We start from the raw sequence: 21326 nt of genomic DNA, 5'->3' as shown, positions 1-21326 counted from the left end.
AATGAAAATTAAATGCTCCATTAACATAATATTGCTTTTTGCACTTTCAATTCACAGTTATTGTTTTGCAAATCTAATGAGTTATCCACCAAAAAAAGGATATTCGACTGCATTCTTTAAATCAAAAAAAACAATACCAACTTTAGCAAATATTGCACCAGTACTTTCAGCTACAGGAAATCAAACCTATTGTCCTTTAACAAGTGTTAACATTGCAACTACAATTACCATTACTGATCCTGACGACACTACTACCGATGCTATTTACATCCAAATTTCATCTGGTTATAGCAATGGGCAAGACCAATTATTGCTTAACAACTCCTTATTACATCCCACTGTCACAAGTAGCTGGAATTCCAGTGAAGGGAAATTAACATTAAAAAGCCCGACTGGAATCCCTGTAACGTATGCCGATTTTGAAGACGCTGTAAAAGACGTACAATTTAGCAATTCATCACCTTCACCTGTAGGTGTAAGAAATTTTTCAATTAGTATTGGACAAGCCAATTATTTGCCTAGAAACGGTCATTATTATGAATATGTACCCAACTTAGGAATTACTTGGACCAATGCAAGAGCAGCGGCAGACATCAGAACCTATTATGGCTTAAAAGGCTATCTAGCAACACTTACTGCAGCTGACGAAGCTCAATTAGCAGGGAAGCAAGCTCCTGGTGCAGGCTGGATTGGAGGTACCGACACTGAAATAGAAGGTGTTTGGAAATGGGCAACAGGTCCTGAAGCTGGCACTGTTTTTTGGAACGGACTTTCGAACGGATCAACTCCCAATTTTGCCTTTTGGAATTCAGGAGAGCCTAATCAAGCAGGAGATGAAGATTATGCCCACATCACTGCACCTGGAGTTGGGATAGCGGGCTCTTGGAATGATTTAGCAAATGCTGGAGATGTAAGTGGCAACTACCAACCCAAGGGATACATTGTAGAATATGGTGGAACAACTGGAGATCCTATATTACAACTTTCAGCCAGTACAACTTTGACCATTGCCTCTATTACAAGTACAACCCCTGCATCAAGATGTGATGCGGGAACTATTACACTTTTTGCCACAGCCACAGCCGGAACCATTAATTGGTATGATGCTGCTACTGGAGGTACTAACACAGGAACGGGACCTAGTTTTATCACACCCAATTTAAGCACTACAACCACTTATTATGTTGAAACAGCTACCACAAGTTGTTCTAGCAGCAGGACTGCTGTAGAAGCCAAAATAATCGACACACCTACAATTACAACTACAAATTCACCTGTAACGAACTGCGGACCAGGATTATTTACGGCAACAGCCACTCCTTCAGCCGGAACAGTAAATTGGTATTCCCAAATTGGAGGATCCGTTGTAAATACAGGATTATTCTATATCACACCTAACATTGATTCAAACACAACTTATTATGCCGAAGCCATAAATAATGGCTGTACGAACAACATAAAAGTTCCAATTGATTTAGTCGTTTACCCACTACCCCCTGTTAGCAACCAAACAGTAAAAAAATGCAACTCAAGCAAAGTTACATTGGATGCGGCAATTCCAAATATGAGTTATTTATGGTCAACAAATGAAACTACTCAAACAATTGATGTTTCAACAACAGGGGTTTTCACAGTTGATATAACCAGCCTAGCTCCTGAAAGCTGTACTAGCAAAAAAACAATTACGGTTCAAGAAAACAATAAACCCGAAATAAAAGAAGTAAAAGTCGAAGAAACAACAATCACAATACACCTGGTAAAAAATGAGGCCTATTTTGAATTTTCAATAGACGGAATTAATTACCAAAGTTCAAATGTATTTACGAATGCTCCCAGCGGGTTACAAACTGCTTATGTTCGAGAAATTAATCAATGTAGCATCGACAGCCAGCCATTTATTGTATTAATTGCACCTAAATTCTTCACCCCAAATAATGATGGCTTCAATGATGTGTGGGAAGTAAAAGGTTTAATAAATTATCCATTGGCAGAAGTTACTCTTTTTGACCGTTACGGAAAACTAATTACCCAACTCAATGCCCGAAATAATAATTGGGACGGAACTTTTAATAAAAATCCTTTACCCGCAACTGATTATTGGTATGTATTAAAATTAGACAAAGATAGTCCCGAAGTCAAAGGCCATTTTTCTTTGAAAAGGTAAATTATAAGCTGCTCTTTTCTTTAATTTCATTTAAAACAAAAAGATAATCTTCTTGTTTATTTACAAAGTCTCGATCGGAAACATCAATCACCAAAACATTCAAATCAGTTTGGGTTTTGATATACTCCAAATATCCCTTATTTATTTTATCCAAATACTCAGACGTAATATCTTGCTCATAACTTCTTCCACGATTCTTTATATTTTGCAACAATCGATCTGTATTTTGATAGAGATAAATATACAAATCAGGCTTTGGCATTTCTTTATAAATAATATCGAATAGCGTTCTATACAAACGAAACTCATCTTCTTCCAATGTAATCTTAGAAAACAATAATGATTTAAAAATATGATAATCGGCAATAATAAAATCTTTGAATAAATCAAATTGCGACAAATCATCTGACAACTGTTGATACCTATCAGCCAGAAAAGACATTTCTAATGAAAAAGCATAACGGCTCTGATCTTCATAAAATTTAGGCAAAAATGGATTATCGGCAAAACGCTCCAAAACGGTTTTAGCATTAAAATCTTCAGCCATTTTTAGTGCCAACGTCGATTTACCAGCTCCAATATTACCTTCTATCGCAATGTAATTATATTGATTTAAAATTATTTTATCCAAAGGACTTTCTAAATTTTGAACGACTTCACAAACACTGTCATCTGGAGAAATTTGAATCAATTCTGAAATGGATTTTTTTAAAATAGGATGCTGCCAATCGACATTCAAATCTTGAAAAGGCAATAAAACAAATTTCCTGTCTTGCATTAAAGGGTGCGGAATTTGAAGATGCTCAAAATTTAGAATTTCATCATCAAAAGCAATCAAATCGATATCAATAATTCGAGATTGATAACCTCCGCCTTCGCTACGAATACGACCTAGTTTTTTTTCAACTTCTAAAACTTGTTCTAAAACTTGTTCTGCTGTTTTAGTAGTATGCAAAACTAAAGCACAATTATAAAACGCTTCACTTTCGAAACCCCACGAGGGCGTTTCATATAATTTAGAGACTTTTACAATAGTACCAATTTCATAATGAATCAATTCAAAACATAATTCGATGTTTTTCAACCGATTGCCTTGATTGCTTCCTAGAGATAAAATGACTTGATGTTGTGATTTCATATTAGGCACAAATTAAGTAAAAGAATTTTAGAATAGCAGTATATTTGCGCATCGTGTTGCGATTTATTTTTACACTAAAACTGTAACAAAACAACACTTTTTGCTACTTATTAAAAAAAAATAATATATGAGATTTTTAGGAAATGTAATGGCTACCATTATTGGTATTTTTGTTTTTTTCATGTTGCTCTTCTTTGGGATAATACTTATAGGTACACTTTTTGGAGAAGAATCCGAAGGAATTGAAGTAAAAAATAATTCAGTTATCGAATTGAACTTAGAAAACATCTCCAATGATTATGCCGGAAAATATAAAGATCCTTGGATGGATATCTTTTCTGAGAAAAAAAGTATTGGCCTTACAGACATCATTAATGCAATTGCTGCCGCAAAAACAGACAGCGACATTAAAGGAATCTCAATTTTGAACGAAGATTCATCATTGGGATTGGCTCAAAGCAAAGAATTGAGAGAAGCTTTGAATGACTTTAAAAAATCAGGGAAATTTGTAATGGCTTATGCCAATAATTACACGCAAAGAGATTATTATTTAAACTCCGTTGCCAACACTATTTACTTGAATCCAGCTGGAGATCTTGATTTTAAGGGATTATCCACTGAAATAATGTTCTTTAAGGATTTACAGGAAAAATCAGGAATAAAAATGGAAGTTATTCGTCACGGAAAATATAAAAGTGCCGTTGAGCCTTTTCTTGAAAACAAAATGAGTGACGCCAATAGAGAACAAACTACCGCTTTATTAAACTCCGTTTGGAGTTCAGTCATAGCCGATATTTCGGAAAGCCGTCATATATCTACTGCTCGATTAAACGAAATCGCAACTGGTTTATTGGCTCGCACGCCAGAAATGGCCAAAGCCAATAAACTGATTGACATTGTTGCGTATGAAGATGTCTATCATGATGCGATCAAAAAAGCTTTGAAAGTCACAAAAGATGAAGACTATAACAAAGTATCAATGACAGATTATGCACAAAAAATAGCGACTACGTCTATCCTCTCAGACACAGATAATCAAATAGCGGTGATTTACGCTCAAGGTGAAATTCAGAGCGGAGAAGGTGATGTTAATGTTATTGGAGAAGGTTCTATGCGTCGTTCATTTCAAGAAGCCAGAAAAAATAAAGATATCAAAGCAATCGTGCTTCGCATAGACAGCCCTGGAGGAAATGCATTAACATCTGATTTAATTTGGAGAGAAATCGAATTGACCAAGAAAACAAAACCAGTGGTAGTGTCAATGGGAAATTATGCCGCTTCGGGAGGGTATTATATTGCATGTAATGCCAATACCATTTTTGCTGAAAGAAACACCATAACAGGTTCAATTGGAGTTTTTGGAATTTTACCCAACTTTAGCCAATTGTCCACCAAAATAGGAATCCATACAGAGCAAATAATGACAAATGAAAACGCCAGGTACAGTCCATTTGTCCCTTTGAACGAAAAATTCAAAGGCATAACTCTTGAAGGTGTAGAACGCGTTTATAAAACATTTGTAACTCATGTTGCAGAAGGAAGAAAAATGACATTTGCGCAAGTAGATTCTATTGCTCAAGGTCGCGTTTGGACCGGTACAGAAGCTAAAAGAATTGGATTGGTAGATAAGATTGGAAATTTAAATGACGCTTTAACAGAAGCCGCTTCATTAGCCAAAATCAAAGACTACTCCACCCAAAACTTCCCAGAATATCAAAAAGATTTTAGTGATATCTTAGCCAAACTTCCTTTTGCCAAATCTAAAGAAGCATTAATCAAAGAAGAATTGGGAGAAGAAAACTATTTTATTTTACAACAAATTAAAAAAGTTCAACTTCAAAAAGGGATTCAAGCCAGAATGCCTTTTGAAATAAACATTCAATAATTTTTTCAGACAACAAAGAAGAAGCCCTTTCAGACTAAACAATTGAAAGGGTTTCTTTTTATGTATCATCATCATTTCAAAATCATAAAATAAGACTAAAGAATGGTGATACCATATTCCATTAAAAAAACAAATATTACCTTCGTACTATAATTTTACAAAAAAACTAATGAATAAACCCTTATTTTTGTAAATAATAACCCATTTTACCTAACCTATATGCTAAAGAAAATTTTAAAAATCGTTGGAATTGTATTGGTTGTACTTGTAGCTTCCTTATTTGCTATTCCGTATTTCTTTAAAGATCAAATAAAAGCTAAAATTACAGAAGCCATCAACGAAAAAGTGGATGCCAAAGTTTCCTTTGCAGATGCTGACTTGAGCTTATTCAAAAATTTCCCAAAAGCAACTGTTACTTTGGACAAATTATTGATTATCAATAAAGCTCCTTTTGAAGGTGACACGTTGGTTTCTTTGGGTGAATTAAATTTGAATATGTCCATCAAAGAATTATTTAAGGGCAAAGGAGAAGCCATGGAAATTGAAGGAATCACTTCCAAAAACGGTTACATCAACATTATTTTCAATAAAGATGGAATTGGGAATTTTGACATTGCATTGAAAGACAACAAACCCAAAGAGGACAAAAAAAGTGAGCCTATGCTTTTGAAAATTCAGAAATATCAAGTTGAGAATTTCAAGTTCCAATACTTTGATGAATCTTCACAAATACGAATGGTCATCGACAGTTTGAACCACGAAGGAACAGGCGATTTTAATGCTTCAAAATTAGATTTGGACACCAAATCGACTGCTAAAATATCCTTAGACATGGGTAAAATCAACTATATGAAGAATGTTGCTTTATCACTCGATGCCGTTTTAGGAATTGATTTAGACAAAAGTAAATACACTTTTAAAGAAAACAAAGCGCTGATCAATCAATTGCCTTTAGAATTTGATGGTTTTATACAAATGGTCGATGCAGGACAGGTGTATGATTTGAAATTTAAAACACCAACTTCCTCTTTCAAGAACTTTTTGGGACTAATTCCTGCTGCTTATTCTTCGAGCTTAGAAGGCGTAAAAACTACGGGAGATTTTACCGTAAAAGGTTTTGCCAAAGGTATGCTTACTGACACAACCATTCCAAAATTTAATATCGAAATAAGTTCAAACAATGGTTCTTTTCAATATCCGAACTTACCAAAATCAGTTCAAAGTATTGTAATCGATACTAAAATCGTAAATGAAACAGGTTTAATGAATGACACCTATGTTAATCTTGACAGACTCTCTTTTAGGATAGACCAAGACGTTTTTGATGCCAAAGCCAATATAAAAAACATCAGCACCAATGCATTGGTAGACGCAGCCTTAAAAGGAACGATTAATTTAGCCAATCTTTCTAAAGCCTATCCTATAAAAATGGACAAGCCACTTACCGGAATTTTGAAAGCCAACGTAACGACCAAATTTGATATGGCATCGGTAGAAAAAAGTCAATATCAAAATATTAATAATGCAGGAACAATCGGTTTAACAGGATTTAATTATGCTGATGCCAATGGCAAAAACATGACCATAAGTTCAGCTTTGGTACAATTTAACCCAAGCCAGGTGCATTTGAAGCAATTTAATGCCAAAACCGGAAAAAGCGACCTAAGCGTAACGGGAGTTTTGGATAACTTTTATGGTTTTATGTTTAGAAAACAAGAACTAAAAGGGAATTTTAATTTGACTTCCAATCAATTGGCAATTAGCGATTTTATGACAACCACTGCTGCTCCAGTCGCTGCAGCTGCGGAAACCCAAAAAACTAAGAAATCTGAGCCGTTGAAAATCCCTGCTTTTTTGAATTGTACGCTTAACGCAAAAGCCAATACAGTTTTGTACGATAACTTAACCCTAAAAGCGGTTTCGGGTAAAATGATTATCAAAGACGAAAAAGTTACTTTAGAAAATGTAAAAACATCTATTTTTGGAGGAACAATTGGCGCGAGTGGCGCTGTTTCCACAAAAGGAAAAACACCCGTTTTTGACATGAACCTTAATTTGAACCAAGTTGACATTCAACAAAGTTTCACTCAATTGGATATGCTAAAAAAAATTGCTCCAATAGCGGGAATCGTAAACGGAAAAATTAACACAACCATCAAATTGAACGGAAATCTGGATGCTACCGAAATGACTCCTGATTTAAAAACACTTTCGGGTGATTTGATTGGGCAATTGCTTTCGACCACTATCAATGCAGAAAATTCAACAATGTTAAAGGCATTGAGCTCCAATTTAAAATTTATCGATTTAAGCAAAGTGAATCTTAACGATATCAAAGCGGCTCTTACCTTTAAAGACGGGAAAGTAAATGTAAAACCATTTGAAATAAAATACCAAGACATAAAAGCAGTCGTAGGCGGTACTCATGGCTTTGACCAAAACATGGACTACAACATCAAATTTAATGTTCCTGCCAAATACCTAGGCAAAGAAGCCAATGCCTATATCTCGAAAATGTCACCAGCTGATGCTGCCAAATTTGATAACATTCCAGTAACAGCATTAATGGCTGGAACATTCAGCAATCCAAAAATCTCATCCGATATGAAAGCGGTAATGACCAATTTGACGATGCAATTAGCCAAACAACAATCGGATAAATTACTTAAAAAGGGAACTTCAGCATTGGATAAATACCTAAATACCAACACAAAACCTGGTACTGATACAACTAAAACCAATGCCCAAAAAGAAGACATTAAACAGAAAGCGAGCAGTTTAATCAACGGTTTGTTTAAGAAAAAAACACCTTAATACAAGCTTCAGAGTTTCTAAGATTCTAAGTCACTAAGATTTCTACAAAATTAGTGACTTAGAATATTAGCTGTTAAGAAACTTAAACTTCCAGACGAACCACATACCCTTCAAAGCTACGAACATTGAAAACGGTTCCGTCATCAAAAATAAGGTATTGCCCTTTGATTCCCATCAGCTTCCCTTTGTAACTATGAGTTTTATCTAGACTCAAACTGTTTACTTTTTTCGGATAATTCAATACTGGGAAATGCATTTCGTATAAATCGTTTTTATCCGTATGAAAATATTCCTGCACTTCGGCTGGGATAAGATTTTCTAGTTTTAACCGCTCAGCGACTAAATCCAAATGGACAATGTCGTTTTGAAGCATTTTGCGCCAATTGGTTTTATCGGTATAATGACTTTTGAGTGCTACCTCGGTAATTCCTGCCAAGTATCGGTTGGGAACTTCAACAATTGAAATGGCTTGGCTTGCCCCTTGATCAATCCATCGCGTAGGCACTTGAGTTTTACGAGTCACCCCTACTTTGACTTCACTGGACAAGGCCAAATAAACGATATGAGGTTGAAGCTGCACTTGTTCCTCATACTCCAAGTCGCGGTCGGCTACGCCCAGATGAGCGGTACTCAACTCAGGCTTCATGATCCAGTCTCCCACGGCCGGACTCGAATAGAAACAATCGTAACAAAATCCCTGACGGAATATTTTTTTCTTTTTTCCACAATTCAAACACTGATATCCTTCAAAATTAATTTCCAGTTCTTTGTTTAGTAACTGATTCACATTTAAAAAACTGTTTTCGAAAACCAAATAATATTGAATGGGGTCTCCAAATTCGGTTTGCATTTTAGAAAGTACACCTTGGTATGTCATTTTAGATTATAGAATTTAGATTGCAGTTAGTAAGACAACTCATTTGGGTTAGAATATTTGATACAAATAGAATTGTTTTTTATAAAAAAACACTATTTTTGGTATTATTGCAAAGTTAGTATTTGTGGCTCTATTTCCAAATCTAAAATCTGCAATCTAAAATCATAAATTAGAAATCCACATGCCATTACCAATAATCAATTCTATCGCTTCCTGGTTTTTAAAACAACGAATTGACCAGATTGAGCTTTTCTTGAAATATCCCAATGAAGTTCAGGAAGAATTGTTAATGAATTTAATCCGTTTATCTGAGGAAACGGTTATTGGTAAGCAATACAATTATGAGTCAATAAAATCATACAAAACCTTTACCGAAAGAGTTCCCATTTCGACTTACGAAGATTTGGAACCATTAATAGAACGTACTCGAAAAGGTGAGCAAAATGTTCTTTGGGAAACTCCCATAAAATGGTTTGCCAAATCAAGCGGCACCACCAATGCCAAAAGCAAATTCATACCTGTAAGTAACGAAGCACTTGAAGATTGCCATTACAAAGGAAGCAAGGATTTACTGTGTATGTACTTAAACAACAACGAAGAATCGGAAATGTTTTTGGGCAAAAGTTTGCGATTGGGAGGCAGCTCACAGATCTATGAAAATAACAATACTTTCTTTGGGGATCTATCGGCTATTTTGATAGAAAACATGCCTATTTGGGCAGAATTTAGCAGCACACCAAGCAGTAAAGTTTCTTTAATGAGCGAATGGGAAACAAAAATGAGTGCTATCATTAACGAAACCAAAAACGAGAATGTGACCAGTTTTGCCGGTGTTCCGTCTTGGATGTTAGTCCTTTTGAATAAAGTATTGGAAGAAACAGGAAAAACAAATCTAATGGAAGTTTGGCCTAATTTGGAAGTATATTTTCACGGAGGGGTTAGTTTTGATCCATATAGGGAACAATACCAAAAAATACTTCCTCAAAACCAATTCAAATACTATGAAATTTATAATGCTTCTGAAGGTTTTTTTGCCATTCAGGACTTAAATAATTCGAGCGATTTGTTGCTAATGTTGGATTATGGAATTTTTTATGAATTTATACCGATGGACACTTTTGGCACACCAGACCAAAAAGCCATTCGATTATCTGATGTACAATTATTCAAGAATTATGCCATGGTGATTACTACCAATGGCGGCTTATGGCGTTACTTAATTGGCGACACCGTTCGATTCACTTCCTTAAACCCTTATCGCATTCGAGTTACAGGGCGCACCAAACACCATATTAACGTTTTCGGTGAAGAATTAATGGTCGAAAACACAGATCAGGCCATTGCCAAAGCCTGTAAAATAACCCAAACCGAAGTAGTGGATTATACCGTTGCTCCCATATTTATGAAAGACAAAGAAAAAGGAGGTCACGAATGGATGATTGAGTTTAAGAAAAAACCAAAAGACATTACCGCTTTTCAAAAAGCATTGGATGACACCTTACAATCCTTAAACTCCGACTACGAAGCCAAGCGCTACAATAATATGACCCTCAATCCTTTGGTAATTAATGTAGCTAGAGAAAAATTGTTTTATGATTGGCTAAAAGAAAGCAACAAACTGGGAGGGCAACACAAAATCCCTAGATTATCTAACAAAAGAGATTATCTAGAGCAATTGAAAAAAATGTAAATCTAAGTAACTATGAAAAAAATATTCCTTCTACTGACTGTTATAATGATTACTTCCTGCAGTTCCTCCAATCATGTTTGTGGTGGAAGTGGCGGAAAACGATGTGTTGAAACAACAAAAAAAACAAATACCGATACTATTCTTAATTCATAGAACTTCTTCTATATTTATATAAAACCCAACAAAAAAGCCATTCCAAAATCAATTTTAAATAGCTTTTCATATTATACACAATCATCAACAACACAATACTATTTATCCAATATCTTTTTTTAAATTGGCTAAGTTTTGAGTTTCGGCATCTTTAATGATTATCTCTCCAATAAAAATCATAAGATTCATAGGGTACTTACAATGCCCATAAAATTTGGAAGTCACCTTAGTTTGATTTATCGATACTGACTCTAACAAAGTACTAACTTTATCATCTCTTTTCATAGGTCGTTCAAAATGCAAATCGACATCAATTTTGTCTTCGGAAATAGCTGTAATTTGTTGTGAACCTGCTCCAACATTATCATCTTTACTGTCCCAAGAAGCTTTGAATCCAACAGTTCCATCCACACCTTGATAGACCATATTTACATTTGGATCTTGCATTACCCAAATACTATAATTCTCTTGATTTTTGACCAATTTCACATAATCAAAAACCACTTGCTTTGGCTTGTTTATGGTTGTTGAAACCGAAACCGTATAATCATTTGAGATAAAGAACGGAATGATTAGTAATAATGCTATCAGACTAACTATTCCTAAACCTATAACTTTTAGTATTTTCATAAAATATCAGATTATTTATTAGGGGTTTCATCAAAATTAACCATCCAATGGATTCCGAATTTATCTACAAACATTCCAAAATAGGCTCCCCAAAAAGTTTGGTTCATCGGCATAAAAGGATTTCCACCAGCTGATAGCCCATCAAAAAGTTTATCCGCTTCCTGCTTACTTTCGGTATTGATTGAAATCGAAACATTTGAACCAAAAGCAACCGAACCACTAGCTTCATTACTGTCACTTCCCATCAAAATTGAGTCTTTCCCTATCGGCAAGGACATATGCATAATTCTGTTTTTATCCTCTTCGGGTATTGACCCGGCTCCTTCTGCATCAGCCGGCATGTCACCAAACTTTCCCACATAAGGGAATTCTCCTCCAAAAACCGACTGATAAAACAAAAAAGCTTCCTCACAGTTTCCATTAAAAAGTAAATACGGATTGATTGTTGCCATAATATTTTAAAATTTAGATTAGTTATTTTTAGTTTCTATGGTTATAAGAAACTAAGTTACTAAGATTCTAGGAAATGATATAAGTTTTAAAAAAAATCTGAAAAAAGATAATTAATACATTTCATGTGTAAAAAAATCAGCATTTCTTCACTAATTCAAAGTCTTATAATCTTAGCAAGTTGGTCCTTATGAAACCAATAATATGGTAAAAGTTGGGATTCAATAATTTTTTAACAATACAATCTTAGTCGATCATTCGTTTTAGAATTACCTTTTTTTGAGCTAATATTATCACCCAAATTGATGATATTATAAATATTAGAAACGTAAATAAAAACCAAAAATTGATTCTGGCATAGTTCGTTATTAAGCCGCTTGCATATGTCAATGGTATTAACAAAACTAAAAAGCTAAAAAGCAAAATTTTATAACTTTTACTAATAAGGAAGACAACTAAAGCAGCTATTATAGCTATTATAATAAATCCTTCCCAAAATATTACTGTAGAAGCATTAAATATGTCATGAAAAAATTGAAACAAACAAAGCATCATAAAGGCTAAATTTGGAGTTCCATTTTCATCAAGACCTGGTATCATTAAAAATGAAGTGATAGCAATAATTTTTAAAATTTTAATAATTATTGACATGTTCTTTTGGTTTTTGGTGCATTATTTGATTTGAATATATGATTAGGCAATGTAGCTAAGCAAAGGTCGGGAGACTTAGCGCAGCGGGTATACCTGTAAAAATTAAAGCGTTAAGACAAACTCTTCCTACAAGAATAAATAATGGATAATTAAATTTTATTTTTAAATGCAATAATACGATATCTCCGCTATCACTCGTTACAAACGAGTAATAGCGGAGAATGCATTTAATTATAAACTAATGAAAATTGCTTTTACAATTTATTTTCTTTTTGAGCTAATAGTATCACTGCGATTGATGCAATTATAAACGTTGCAAACGTAAATATAAACCAAAAATTGATTCTGGCATAGTTCGTTATTAAGCCAGTAGCATAAGTTAATGATATTATTAACCCTAAAAAGCAAAATACTAAAATTTTATAATTTTTACTTTTGAAGAAAACAACTAAAGTTGCAAGTATTGGTATAGTAATAATTCCTTCCCAAAATATAATAGAAGAATTATTAAATATGTCGTGAACAAATTGATACAAATAGATTGCTAATAATGCGAAATTTGGAACTCCATTTTCATGAAGTCCCATTATCATAAAAAAGGCGATTATTGAAATAATTTTAAAATGTTTGATAGTTAAGGACATGTTCTTTGAGTTTTTGGTGCATAATTTGATTTGATAGTATGATTAGCCAATGTAGCTAGAATATCTGCCACAGTGTTTGGAGTATCAACCCAGCTCGACGTTGAAACACCAGTAATATTCAAAACGTTAGTTGCAAAATCTGAACAATTATTAAAACCTAAATCATAATTTCTGTTCTGATAATCTACTGATAATGAAATAATTTTCTCCAATTGTTGTGGAGAAATTTGTCCCATGTTTGCAGACACATCATAATGATGCCCTCCATTTTCTCCCATTATACCTTGTCCTGTTAATGAATTAATACCTGAATTTTTCGGATAATATCCAAAAACCATAGTATTATTGCCTTGGGAGATAGAAATAAAAGCATGCCCTACACCATTTTCATTACCCATTCTTTCTGCAAAAACAGTTAAATTTGCACTTGCAGATGTGTTTAAGCAGCTTAAGAATTTTTTAATATCAGCAATTGGTATGTCTGGTGGAGGAGGCATTAAGTTTATTCCAGGATTATTTCCGCCTCCACTACCTTCCTTATAATTATACATTTCTAATCTTTGATTTAATATATCTTCTTTACCATAACTACCATCGCAAGGAAATGGCAAAATAGTTGTTGTCCTTGTTGTTGTAGTACCAAGATAGTTAACTGCCACTATTTTATCTCCAACAGTCCAAACATCAAAGCGAGAAAGAGTTTGATCGATAATTACCGTATAATTTCCTCCGCACTGGGGTATTTTATTCGTGGCATCAGATTTAGTCGAAAAGGCATTAATGCTTTCTGCCAGAACATTCAAATCATCAATTTTGGAAACATTTCGGGCTTTTCCGTTATATATCGCTACAGAACCCAAATTTTCTCCGTTTAAAAGAAATACATTTAATGTTCCTGTAAAATCATTTAGTTTTGTAATAGTTTCGGGATAAGCATTACTCCCTTTAGTAGTATATACTTCTAAAAAATAAGAATATAATTTTCCTTCTGACTCAATTGTAACAATCTGATATTTTAAATGGTTCTCTAAAAAATTAGATTCTAGCGTACTTACTGCTTTTTCATGAGCTGAAATCTCATAAATTTTAAAATTACCTTTCTGCGTTTTATTTATAGTTTCCCAATCTATTGCTACATTTTCAGCAATATTTACATTAGAGAATTTATCTAATTCTAAATCATTTTTTACTTGATTTAAATTCGCATTTTCTGTATTCTTTGCTATCTCTTCATTATTACAGGACACTAAAAATAGCATCAAAAAACAAACTGAATATTTTAAAATTTTTTTCATATTAAAAATATTAATTAACAACAACTTCAAATATATAAATTTATTCTTAATAAAATATTAATTTTGTAAAAAAAAACCTGCTCGAATATGAGCAGGTTTATATTAAGTAACTGAACCTTAAGAAGCTATCTCCAGACGCTTCAATAAATTTTTGTTCAATGTTTCTTTGGCATATTCCATATCAATTTCCAATTTTTTATCATCGGAACTTGGTAATTCATACATCGCATCAGTAAGGATAGCTTCGCATAACGAACGCAATCCACGAGCGCCTAATTTATATTCCAATGCTTTTTCTACAATAAAATCAAGAGCTTCATCAGTAATGGTGAATTCAACCTCATCCATCAAAAACAATTTTTGATATTGCTTGATTAAAGCATTTTTAGGCTGAGTCAAAATGGCACGCAATGTTTCTCTGTCCAAAGGATCCATATGTGTCAAAACAGGTAAACGTCCAATGATTTCAGGAATTAATCCAAAATCTTTAATGTCTTTTGGGATAATATATTGCAACAAATTGTCTTTGTCTATGTTATCCACATTTTTAGAAGTAGAATAACCCACTGCCTGACGGTTCAAACGTTTTGAAATAATACGCTCTACTCCATCAAAAGCACCACCGGCAATGAACAAAATGTTCTGAGTGTTTACCTCAACAAATTTTTGATCAGGATGCTTACGACCTCCTTTTGGTGGCACATTAACAACAGTTCCTTCCAATAATTTCAACAAAGCTTGTTGCACTCCTTCTCCCGAAACATCACGAGTGATAGAAGGATTATCGCTCTTACGGGCAATTTTATCAATTTCGTCAATAAAAACAATTCCTCTTTCGGCTTTGGTTACATCATAATCAGCAGCTTGCAAAAGACGAGTTAGAATACTTTCAACATCTTCTCCCACATAACCTGCTTCGGTAAGGACTGTTGCATCAACAATAGCAAGCGGTACATCCAACATTTTGGCAATCGTTTTGGCTACCAAAGTTTTTCCCGTACCGGTTTGCCCTACCATGATGATATTGCTTTTTTCAATCTCTACCTCATCGTCCAATTGCTGTTGCATCAAACGTTTGTAGTGATTGTAAACCGCAACGGACATCACTTTCTTGGTTTGCTCCTGTCCAATAACGTATTGATCAAGGAAAGCTCTGATTTCTTTTGGTTTCTTTAAAATTAAATCACCAACCAATTTCGAACCTCTATTCGTTTTTAATTCTTCCAGAACAATTCCATGTGCTTGTTCGATACATTTATCACAAATGTGAGCATCGATTCCCGCAATCAATAAATTGGTTTCTGGTTTTTTCCTTCCGCAGAAAGAACATTGTAATACTTGTTTTGCCATTCTTTTTTTTTGTTGATAGTTGATAGTTAATGGTTGATGGTTTGAACCCAACAACTACCAACTATCAACCAATAACTATTTATCCTCTTCTCAACACTTCATCAATCATTCCGTATTCCTTGGCTTCGTCAGCAATCATCCAATAATCGCGCTCGCTGTCTTTATGTACTCTTTCAAAAGTTTGTCCTGAATGATGTGAAATAATTTGATATAACTCATCTTTCAATTTCAACATTTCGCGTAAGTTGATTTCCATATCAGTTGCAACACCTTGTGCACCTCCTGATGGTTGGTGAATCATAACACGTGAATGAGGCAAAGCCGAACGTTTTCCAGCAGCTCCTGCACACAAAAGAACTGCTCCCATAGAAGCGGCCATTCCTGTGCAAATTGTAGCCACATCTGGTTTGATGTATTGCATCGTATCATAAATTCCTAAACCTGCATAAACACTTCCTCCAGGTGAATTCAAATAAATCTGAATGTCTTTGGAAGCATCTGCACTTTCCAGGAATAATAATTGCGCCTGAACGATGTTTGCAATTTGGTCATCAATTCCTGTACCTAGGAAAATAATTCTATCCATCATTAATCTCGAAAAAACATCCAATTGTGAAATATTCAATTGACGCTCTTCTATAATATAAGGAGTCATATTTTTTGGGTTCATCGCAGCTACTATTTTATCATAGTACATTGCATTTACCCCTTGACCCTTAATCGCAAATTTTTTGAATTCTTTTCCGTAGTCCATTTTAAAAAGTTTATAAGTTTATAAGGTATATTTTCTAATTTTTTTATTGTTTTAATGATAAAGCAAAGGTCGTACCTTTTTATTTTTTGTGACAAACTGTCTCATTATAATTCTTAAGCTAATATATCAACTAACCTCGAACTATTTTTAGTTACCCATTTCAAACAAAAGAGCGTCAAAACAAATATTTTGACGCTCAAATATACTTATTTTTTTATAAATTATTCTCCGTAAGAAGCAGCAATAAATTCTTCGTAAGTCACTTCTTTAGTCGCTGGGTTTGCTTTTTCCTTGAATAACTCAAGTAATTTAGCCGCAACCACTTGATCCGAAAGTCTTTTTACTTCTTCTTGGTTAGACAATACTCTTGCCACAATTCCTTGAACTTCCTCGTCAGTAGGATTTGTTTGTCCAAACTGAGCCATTTGTTGTTTGATTGCATTTGTTGTAAATGATTTCAAATCTTCAAAAGTGATTTGGATATTGCTAGTTGCCATTGCTTTTCCTTCAATCAATTGAAAACGCAATCCTCTTTCAGATCTTGCATATTCTACGATTGCTTCTTCTGGAGTCAATTGCTTTTCTCCAACAGTTTGCAACCATTTGATTAAGAACTCAGAAGGCAAATCAAATTTTGTATTTTCAATCAAAAAATCTTGAACATCTGCCAATAATTTTTGATCCGCTTGTTGTGCAAATTGCGCTTCAGCATCTTCTTTTATTTTTGCTTTCAAGTCTTCTAATGAAGCTACATTTCCAGCGCCAAAAAGTTTATCAAATAATTCTTGGTTCAATTCAGCCAATTCAGCTCCGTTGATTGCTTCAATAGTAAAGTCAACATCTACATCCAAACCGTGAACATTATCATGACCTACTTTCAAATAATCCATCAATTGATGATCATCCTCAAAAAGGCCTTTAGTATTTACAGTAACTACGTCACCTACTTTTTTACCAATAAATTTGTCAGCAGTCGCTTTATCTTTAAAAATCGTCAAAGCAATTGTAGTTGAATTATTGATTCCTTCAGCCTCATTAGAGAAAGTTCCGGTAATATCAGAGTCAGCTACAACAACATCCTGAGGAATTGGAGTACCAAATTGTTTTTGGATACGTGCTACTTGACCGTCAATTAATTTATCATCAGCAGTAACGATATATTTTACGATATCATTTTTAGCTTCAAGGTCTAATTCAAAACTTGGCACTAAACCAATTTCATATTCAAAAACCAATTCTTCAGCATCCCAATTGAAATTTTCGTTCTCTTTAGGAAGTGGAGTTCCCAAAAGATTTAATCTTTCAGATTGCACAAAACGTTCCAAAGCCAAATCAACAACTTTCTTTACTTCTTCTTGTTTAATAGCCTTACCGTATTGTTTTTCAACAAGGTCTTTAGGCACAGCACCTTTTCTAAAACCTTTTACGGTCGCCAAAGGCATTTTTTCGTTTATTCTTTTTGCTACTTGTCCTTTGTAATCCATGTGAACAACTGTCATCACAATCGTTTCATTCACAGCGTCTATTGCTACTCTTTTGATATCCATCTTCTTCTTTAATTTACATTATAAAATTGGGTTGCAAAATTATGAAATTTTTGCAACCCAAACAAGTATTTTAAGATTTTGAATTTTAGACAATTATTTAATGAAAATAAGAGCTAAAATAGATTTTTAACGGGCAAAATAAATAAAAGTAAAATCTTCTGGGCGAGACCCCATTTTTGGAAAGGGCCAAATCAACTTTGCGCTTATACGGCCCTTCCCAAAAATACGGTCGGGCTATCCACGCTACTTCGGTAACTAGTTTCTATCCCTCTCGCGTGTGCAAAACGAGAAACATAATGCAATAAAACAGCATTACTAGCTATTGTATAATCAATATTATCAAACAAAAACATTATTAGAAATCCAGATAAAACTTATCTTTGTAGTGATCAACGCTTTAAAACAAAGCACAATGACATTAGATCAATATCTTTCCAGCATAAGTACAGCGTACAAAGACGGTATAGCAACGGAATTATATGAAGGTAAAATTCCAAGTATAACCGAAGAAATAATTAATCAAATAGCCCACAAAACAGGCTTACATTTTATTCTGACTAAAGACCCTGAAGGCAATGTTTGCATGGCAAACAACAAAGAGGTACGCTCTGAGTTCAGACAAACTTTTTCGCCGATTGATATTCTAGATTATGCCTATTCCATTTTACATTCATCAAACTTCCGTTTTACAGAAAAAAAAATCTTAAAAACAAATTTTCCATACCCCAAAAACGCCGAAACCTTTTGGGAGTTGGCCGAATTAGGATCCCAAATCAAACAAATTCATTCATTAAAAAACCTAAAAACAGAAGACTTTACCACTTATCCTCAAAAAACAACACTCGCATTATCAAAAACAAACCGATTGATAAAGAAAATAAACGAAATAAAACTCGAATAACTAAAAGACTAATCTATTTATTAAAACTTGAAACACGAACAGTATCGCCAACCATTACAGAACCCAATCCCAATCCAATCACATTTTGACCAAACAAAACTTTATTGCCGAAATTTCTATATTTCGCCAATGTCTTTAACGGATCTTTCCCAGAAATAACTCCTTTTTCTTGGTCAACAGTCGTCATTACACAACGATCGCAAGGTTTCACTCCAACAAAAGAAACGTTCCCAATTTTAAAATCCCTCCAATTATCCTCTTCAAAAGCCTCCCCATTGATAAAAACAAAATTCGGTCGGAATCGATTCATAGGAACACTAACTTCCAATCGTCCATTCAAATCATCCAAAGAAGCCTGACCTATAATCAAAAAAGGATATGCATCCGAAAAAGAAGTAATCTCATCACCAGTAATCGCATAATCCGGATCTAATTTTCGTTCGCTCTCGTCTGGCATATAAACCAATCGCACTGAGAACCCCAATAGCCTTGTGAACCATTTCGAAATAGCCGAACTTACTTCAAAAACATCAATCGTATCATCCCAAACTGTAACTTCAATTTTAGAATTCGCATCCAAAAAAACAGGATGAAGCTCTATATCGATAGATTCCAAATTCACTCTGTGTGTAATTCTCAAAAATCCGTCAACAATTTCCGGACTAAAAAGAGCCAACGCAGGATATTCACGTTGAGACAAAAACCGCCTACTATCATCCACCAACAACCAACGTCGATCCAATTCCAAACCACGATCCGTAACTTGGGCTTCTTGCAATGAAATTCCACCTAACGATTTTACAGGATAAACCCAGATTTCCGAAAGTTCCAACATAACATTATTTTTTTTTCAAATTTACTAAAAACATACAGTCAACACAAAAAAAGCTAAATTCCTAAATCTTGAATTCTACTTCATGAAATCCATACAATACTACTGGATCTGTCTTTGATCTTACCTCTTTTAAATTACTCATTACAAGAGTTTTAAAAATTTTATAAGTACCTTTACAGAAGAATATAAGACTCCCCATCCCGAACATTTAGCCTTCTCAAATTACTTACTTATTTTTAATATAAACTTCAAAAAATATGGAAACAATTGAAATTGATATTCCTGTTGATGAATTTATCTTGAAGGGAAATCTAACTATTCCGAAAAACGCTAATTCCTTAGTGATTTTTTCGCATGGCAGTGGCAGTAGCCGCTTCAGCACAAGAAATAATTTTGTCGCCAGAATTTTGAACCAAAGCAAAATAGCAACTTTGCTAACGGATTTACTTACAATGGAGGAAGACGAAATTTATGAAAATCGTTTTGATATTGAGTTGCTAACCCAACGACTTATTACAGTTACAAATTATGCCTCTGAATTACCCATCCTAAAAAAACTTCCGGTTGGATATTTTGGGGCAAGTACTGGAGCCGCTTCGGCATTAAAAGCGGCTGCTAGATTGAAGCATATGGTTAAAGCTATCGTTTCTCGTGGCGGTCGACCTGATCTTGCGCTTGATGATTTGAAACTAATCGAAGCCCCCACTCTATTGATCGTTGGCAGTCGGGATCATGTTGTAATAGAACTCAATGAGCAGGCTTACAAGTATCTTACATGTTATAAAAAACTTGAAATTATTGATGGTGCAACCCATTTGTTTGAAGAACCGGGCAAATTGGAGGAAGTAGCGTACTTGGCATCTAAATGGTTCACCGAACACATTGCTAACTCTAAAAACAAATCTCATGCAATACACCGATAGGTATGATGCCTCATTAAAATTAATTTCTTTGTTGAAAAAATTTAAAAACGACAAAAGTGTTGTTCTTGCCATCCCCAGAGGAGGAGTACCAATAGGGTATTATATTGCCCGAACATTTCATTTTCCAATGGATTTATTGCTCGCAAAAAAAATCGGGCATCCTTCCAATAAAGAGCTAGCCATTGGAGCGGTGAGTTTAGAGGACGAAATTATCGATGATTATCCTTATATCTCCAGAGATTATATTGAAGATCAAATATTCGAAATTAGAGAATCGTTAAAACAACGGTATAAAAAATTTTTAGGAAACCGAAGCCCGATAGATTTAAAAAACAAAACGGTTATCATTGTTGATGATGGGATTGCTACCGGGAATACACTTATGGCCGCAATAAAAATGATACGCCGTAAACTACCAAAAAAAATTGTTATTGCTGTACCAGTTTCCCCAACCGATTCCGCCAGAAAAATCAAGGCTGAAGTAGATGAATTTATTTGTCCACTTATTACGAGTGATTTTGTTGGCGTTGGAGCCTATTATTTAGATTTTACTCAAGTAACCGATGAGGAAGTCATCCTGATAATGAATGAAATCAATAGTTTAGAAAACAAAAACAATTAATAA

The 21326-nt window shown here is 34.2% G+C and carries 19 protein-coding genes; 8 read left to right on the top strand and 11 right to left on the bottom strand.

Going from position 1 to position 21326, the window contains the following annotated elements:
- The first annotated feature begins 76 nt into the window (after positions 1–76).
- Complete coding sequence (locus tag KZH69_RS03985; protein ID WP_219316170.1) at positions 77–2164, top strand: T9SS type B sorting domain-containing protein; 2088 nt, start codon at positions 77–79, stop codon at positions 2162–2164.
- Between the two features lies 1 nt (position 2165).
- Here the strand turns inward: KZH69_RS03985 and folK are convergent, their stop codons facing one another.
- Positions 2166–3302, bottom strand: coding sequence for a 2-amino-4-hydroxy-6-hydroxymethyldihydropteridine diphosphokinase (folK, locus tag KZH69_RS03980; protein WP_219316169.1), 1137 nt, complete (start codon positions 3300–3302; stop codon positions 2166–2168).
- 127 nt (positions 3303–3429) lie between these two features.
- On the opposite strand from folK, the gene sppA reads away from it, so the two are divergent.
- Both sppA and KZH69_RS03970 read left to right on the top strand, forming a co-directional pair.
- The gene (sppA, locus tag KZH69_RS03975; RefSeq protein ID WP_219316168.1) at positions 3430–5187 is read left to right on the top strand and encodes a signal peptide peptidase SppA; all 1758 of its coding nucleotides are present in this window, start codon (positions 3430–3432) and stop codon (positions 5185–5187) included.
- 219 nt (positions 5188–5406) lie between these two features.
- On the top strand, positions 5407–8001 hold the full coding sequence (locus KZH69_RS03970; RefSeq protein ID WP_219316167.1) for an AsmA-like C-terminal region-containing protein: 2595 nt from the start codon (positions 5407–5409) through the stop codon (positions 7999–8001).
- A gap of 82 nt (positions 8002–8083) precedes the next feature.
- Here the strand turns inward: KZH69_RS03970 and KZH69_RS03965 are convergent, their stop codons facing one another.
- Positions 8084–8878, bottom strand: a complete 795-nt coding sequence (locus tag KZH69_RS03965; protein WP_219316166.1) for a DUF2797 domain-containing protein — start codon at positions 8876–8878, stop codon at positions 8084–8086.
- Positions 8879–9059: 181 nt separating this feature from the next.
- Here KZH69_RS03965 and KZH69_RS03960 point away from each other — a divergent pair, with 181 nt between their 5' ends.
- The gene (locus KZH69_RS03960) at positions 9060–10568 is read left to right on the top strand and encodes a GH3 auxin-responsive promoter family protein (RefSeq protein ID WP_219316165.1); all 1509 of its coding nucleotides are present in this window, start codon (positions 9060–9062) and stop codon (positions 10566–10568) included.
- Between the two features lie 12 nt (positions 10569–10580).
- Entirely contained in the window at positions 10581–10721 is a 141-nt protein-coding gene (locus KZH69_RS03955; protein ID WP_219316164.1) for a hypothetical protein, read from the top strand.
- Positions 10722–10823: 102 nt separating this feature from the next.
- Here KZH69_RS03955 and KZH69_RS03950 read toward each other — a convergent pair whose 3' ends face one another.
- The 8 genes from KZH69_RS03950 to KZH69_RS03915 all read right to left on the bottom strand — a co-directional run bounded on the left by KZH69_RS03950 (position 10824) and on the right by KZH69_RS03915 (position 18042).
- Positions 10824–11351 (bottom strand): SRPBCC family protein, encoded by a 528-nt coding sequence (locus KZH69_RS03950; RefSeq protein WP_219316163.1) that lies wholly within the window; start codon positions 11349–11351, stop codon positions 10824–10826.
- Positions 11352–11362: 11 nt separating this feature from the next.
- Positions 11363–11803 (bottom strand): VOC family protein, encoded by a 441-nt coding sequence (locus KZH69_RS03945; protein WP_219316162.1) that lies wholly within the window; start codon positions 11801–11803, stop codon positions 11363–11365.
- A 244-nt stretch (positions 11804–12047) separates the two neighbouring features.
- The gene (locus tag KZH69_RS03940; RefSeq protein WP_219316161.1) at positions 12048–12452 is read right to left on the bottom strand and encodes a hypothetical protein; all 405 of its coding nucleotides are present in this window, start codon (positions 12450–12452) and stop codon (positions 12048–12050) included.
- A 254-nt stretch (positions 12453–12706) separates the two neighbouring features.
- A complete protein-coding gene (locus tag KZH69_RS03935; protein ID WP_219316160.1) occupies positions 12707–13096 on the bottom strand; it encodes a hypothetical protein in 390 nt (129 codons plus the stop codon).
- Positions 13087–14391, bottom strand: coding sequence for a hypothetical protein (locus KZH69_RS03930; RefSeq protein ID WP_219316159.1), 1305 nt, complete (start codon positions 14389–14391; stop codon positions 13087–13089). Before KZH69_RS03930 ends, KZH69_RS03935 begins: the two co-directional genes overlap by 10 nt.
- 117 nt (positions 14392–14508) lie before the next feature.
- Complete coding sequence (clpX, locus tag KZH69_RS03925) at positions 14509–15741, bottom strand: ATP-dependent Clp protease ATP-binding subunit ClpX (protein WP_077371265.1); 1233 nt, start codon at positions 15739–15741, stop codon at positions 14509–14511.
- Positions 15742–15820: 79 nt separating this feature from the next.
- Positions 15821–16495, bottom strand: a complete 675-nt coding sequence (gene clpP / locus KZH69_RS03920) for an ATP-dependent Clp endopeptidase proteolytic subunit ClpP (protein ID WP_219316158.1) — start codon at positions 16493–16495, stop codon at positions 15821–15823.
- A gap of 221 nt (positions 16496–16716) precedes the next feature.
- Positions 16717–18042, bottom strand: coding sequence for a trigger factor (locus KZH69_RS03915; protein ID WP_219316157.1), 1326 nt, complete (start codon positions 18040–18042; stop codon positions 16717–16719).
- A 412-nt stretch (positions 18043–18454) separates the two neighbouring features.
- On the opposite strand from KZH69_RS03915, the gene KZH69_RS03910 reads away from it, so the two are divergent.
- Complete coding sequence (locus KZH69_RS03910) at positions 18455–18943, top strand: type ISP restriction/modification enzyme (RefSeq protein WP_219316156.1); 489 nt, start codon at positions 18455–18457, stop codon at positions 18941–18943.
- 13 nt (positions 18944–18956) lie between these two features.
- On the opposite strand, the gene KZH69_RS03905 is transcribed toward KZH69_RS03910, so the two are convergent.
- Positions 18957–19778 (bottom strand): MOSC domain-containing protein, encoded by an 822-nt coding sequence (locus tag KZH69_RS03905; protein WP_219316155.1) that lies wholly within the window; start codon positions 19776–19778, stop codon positions 18957–18959.
- A 257-nt stretch (positions 19779–20035) separates the two neighbouring features.
- Here KZH69_RS03905 and KZH69_RS03900 point away from each other — a divergent pair, with 257 nt between their 5' ends.
- Positions 20036–20701: a dienelactone hydrolase family protein gene (locus tag KZH69_RS03900; protein ID WP_219316154.1), complete on the top strand. Its 666-nt coding sequence runs from the start codon at positions 20036–20038 to the stop codon at positions 20699–20701.
- A complete protein-coding gene (locus tag KZH69_RS03895; RefSeq protein WP_219316153.1) occupies positions 20685–21323 on the top strand; it encodes a phosphoribosyltransferase in 639 nt (212 codons plus the stop codon). The genes KZH69_RS03900 and KZH69_RS03895 overlap by 17 nt, the downstream gene beginning before the upstream one ends.
- Positions 21324–21326 lie beyond the last annotated feature (3 nt).

This window comes from Flavobacterium taihuense (assembly GCF_019351435.1).
Taxonomy (GTDB): domain Bacteria; phylum Bacteroidota; class Bacteroidia; order Flavobacteriales; family Flavobacteriaceae; genus Flavobacterium; species Flavobacterium taihuense.
The sequence above is the reverse complement of the archived record's forward strand: the minus strand, read 5'-3'. Positions and strand labels throughout refer to the sequence as shown.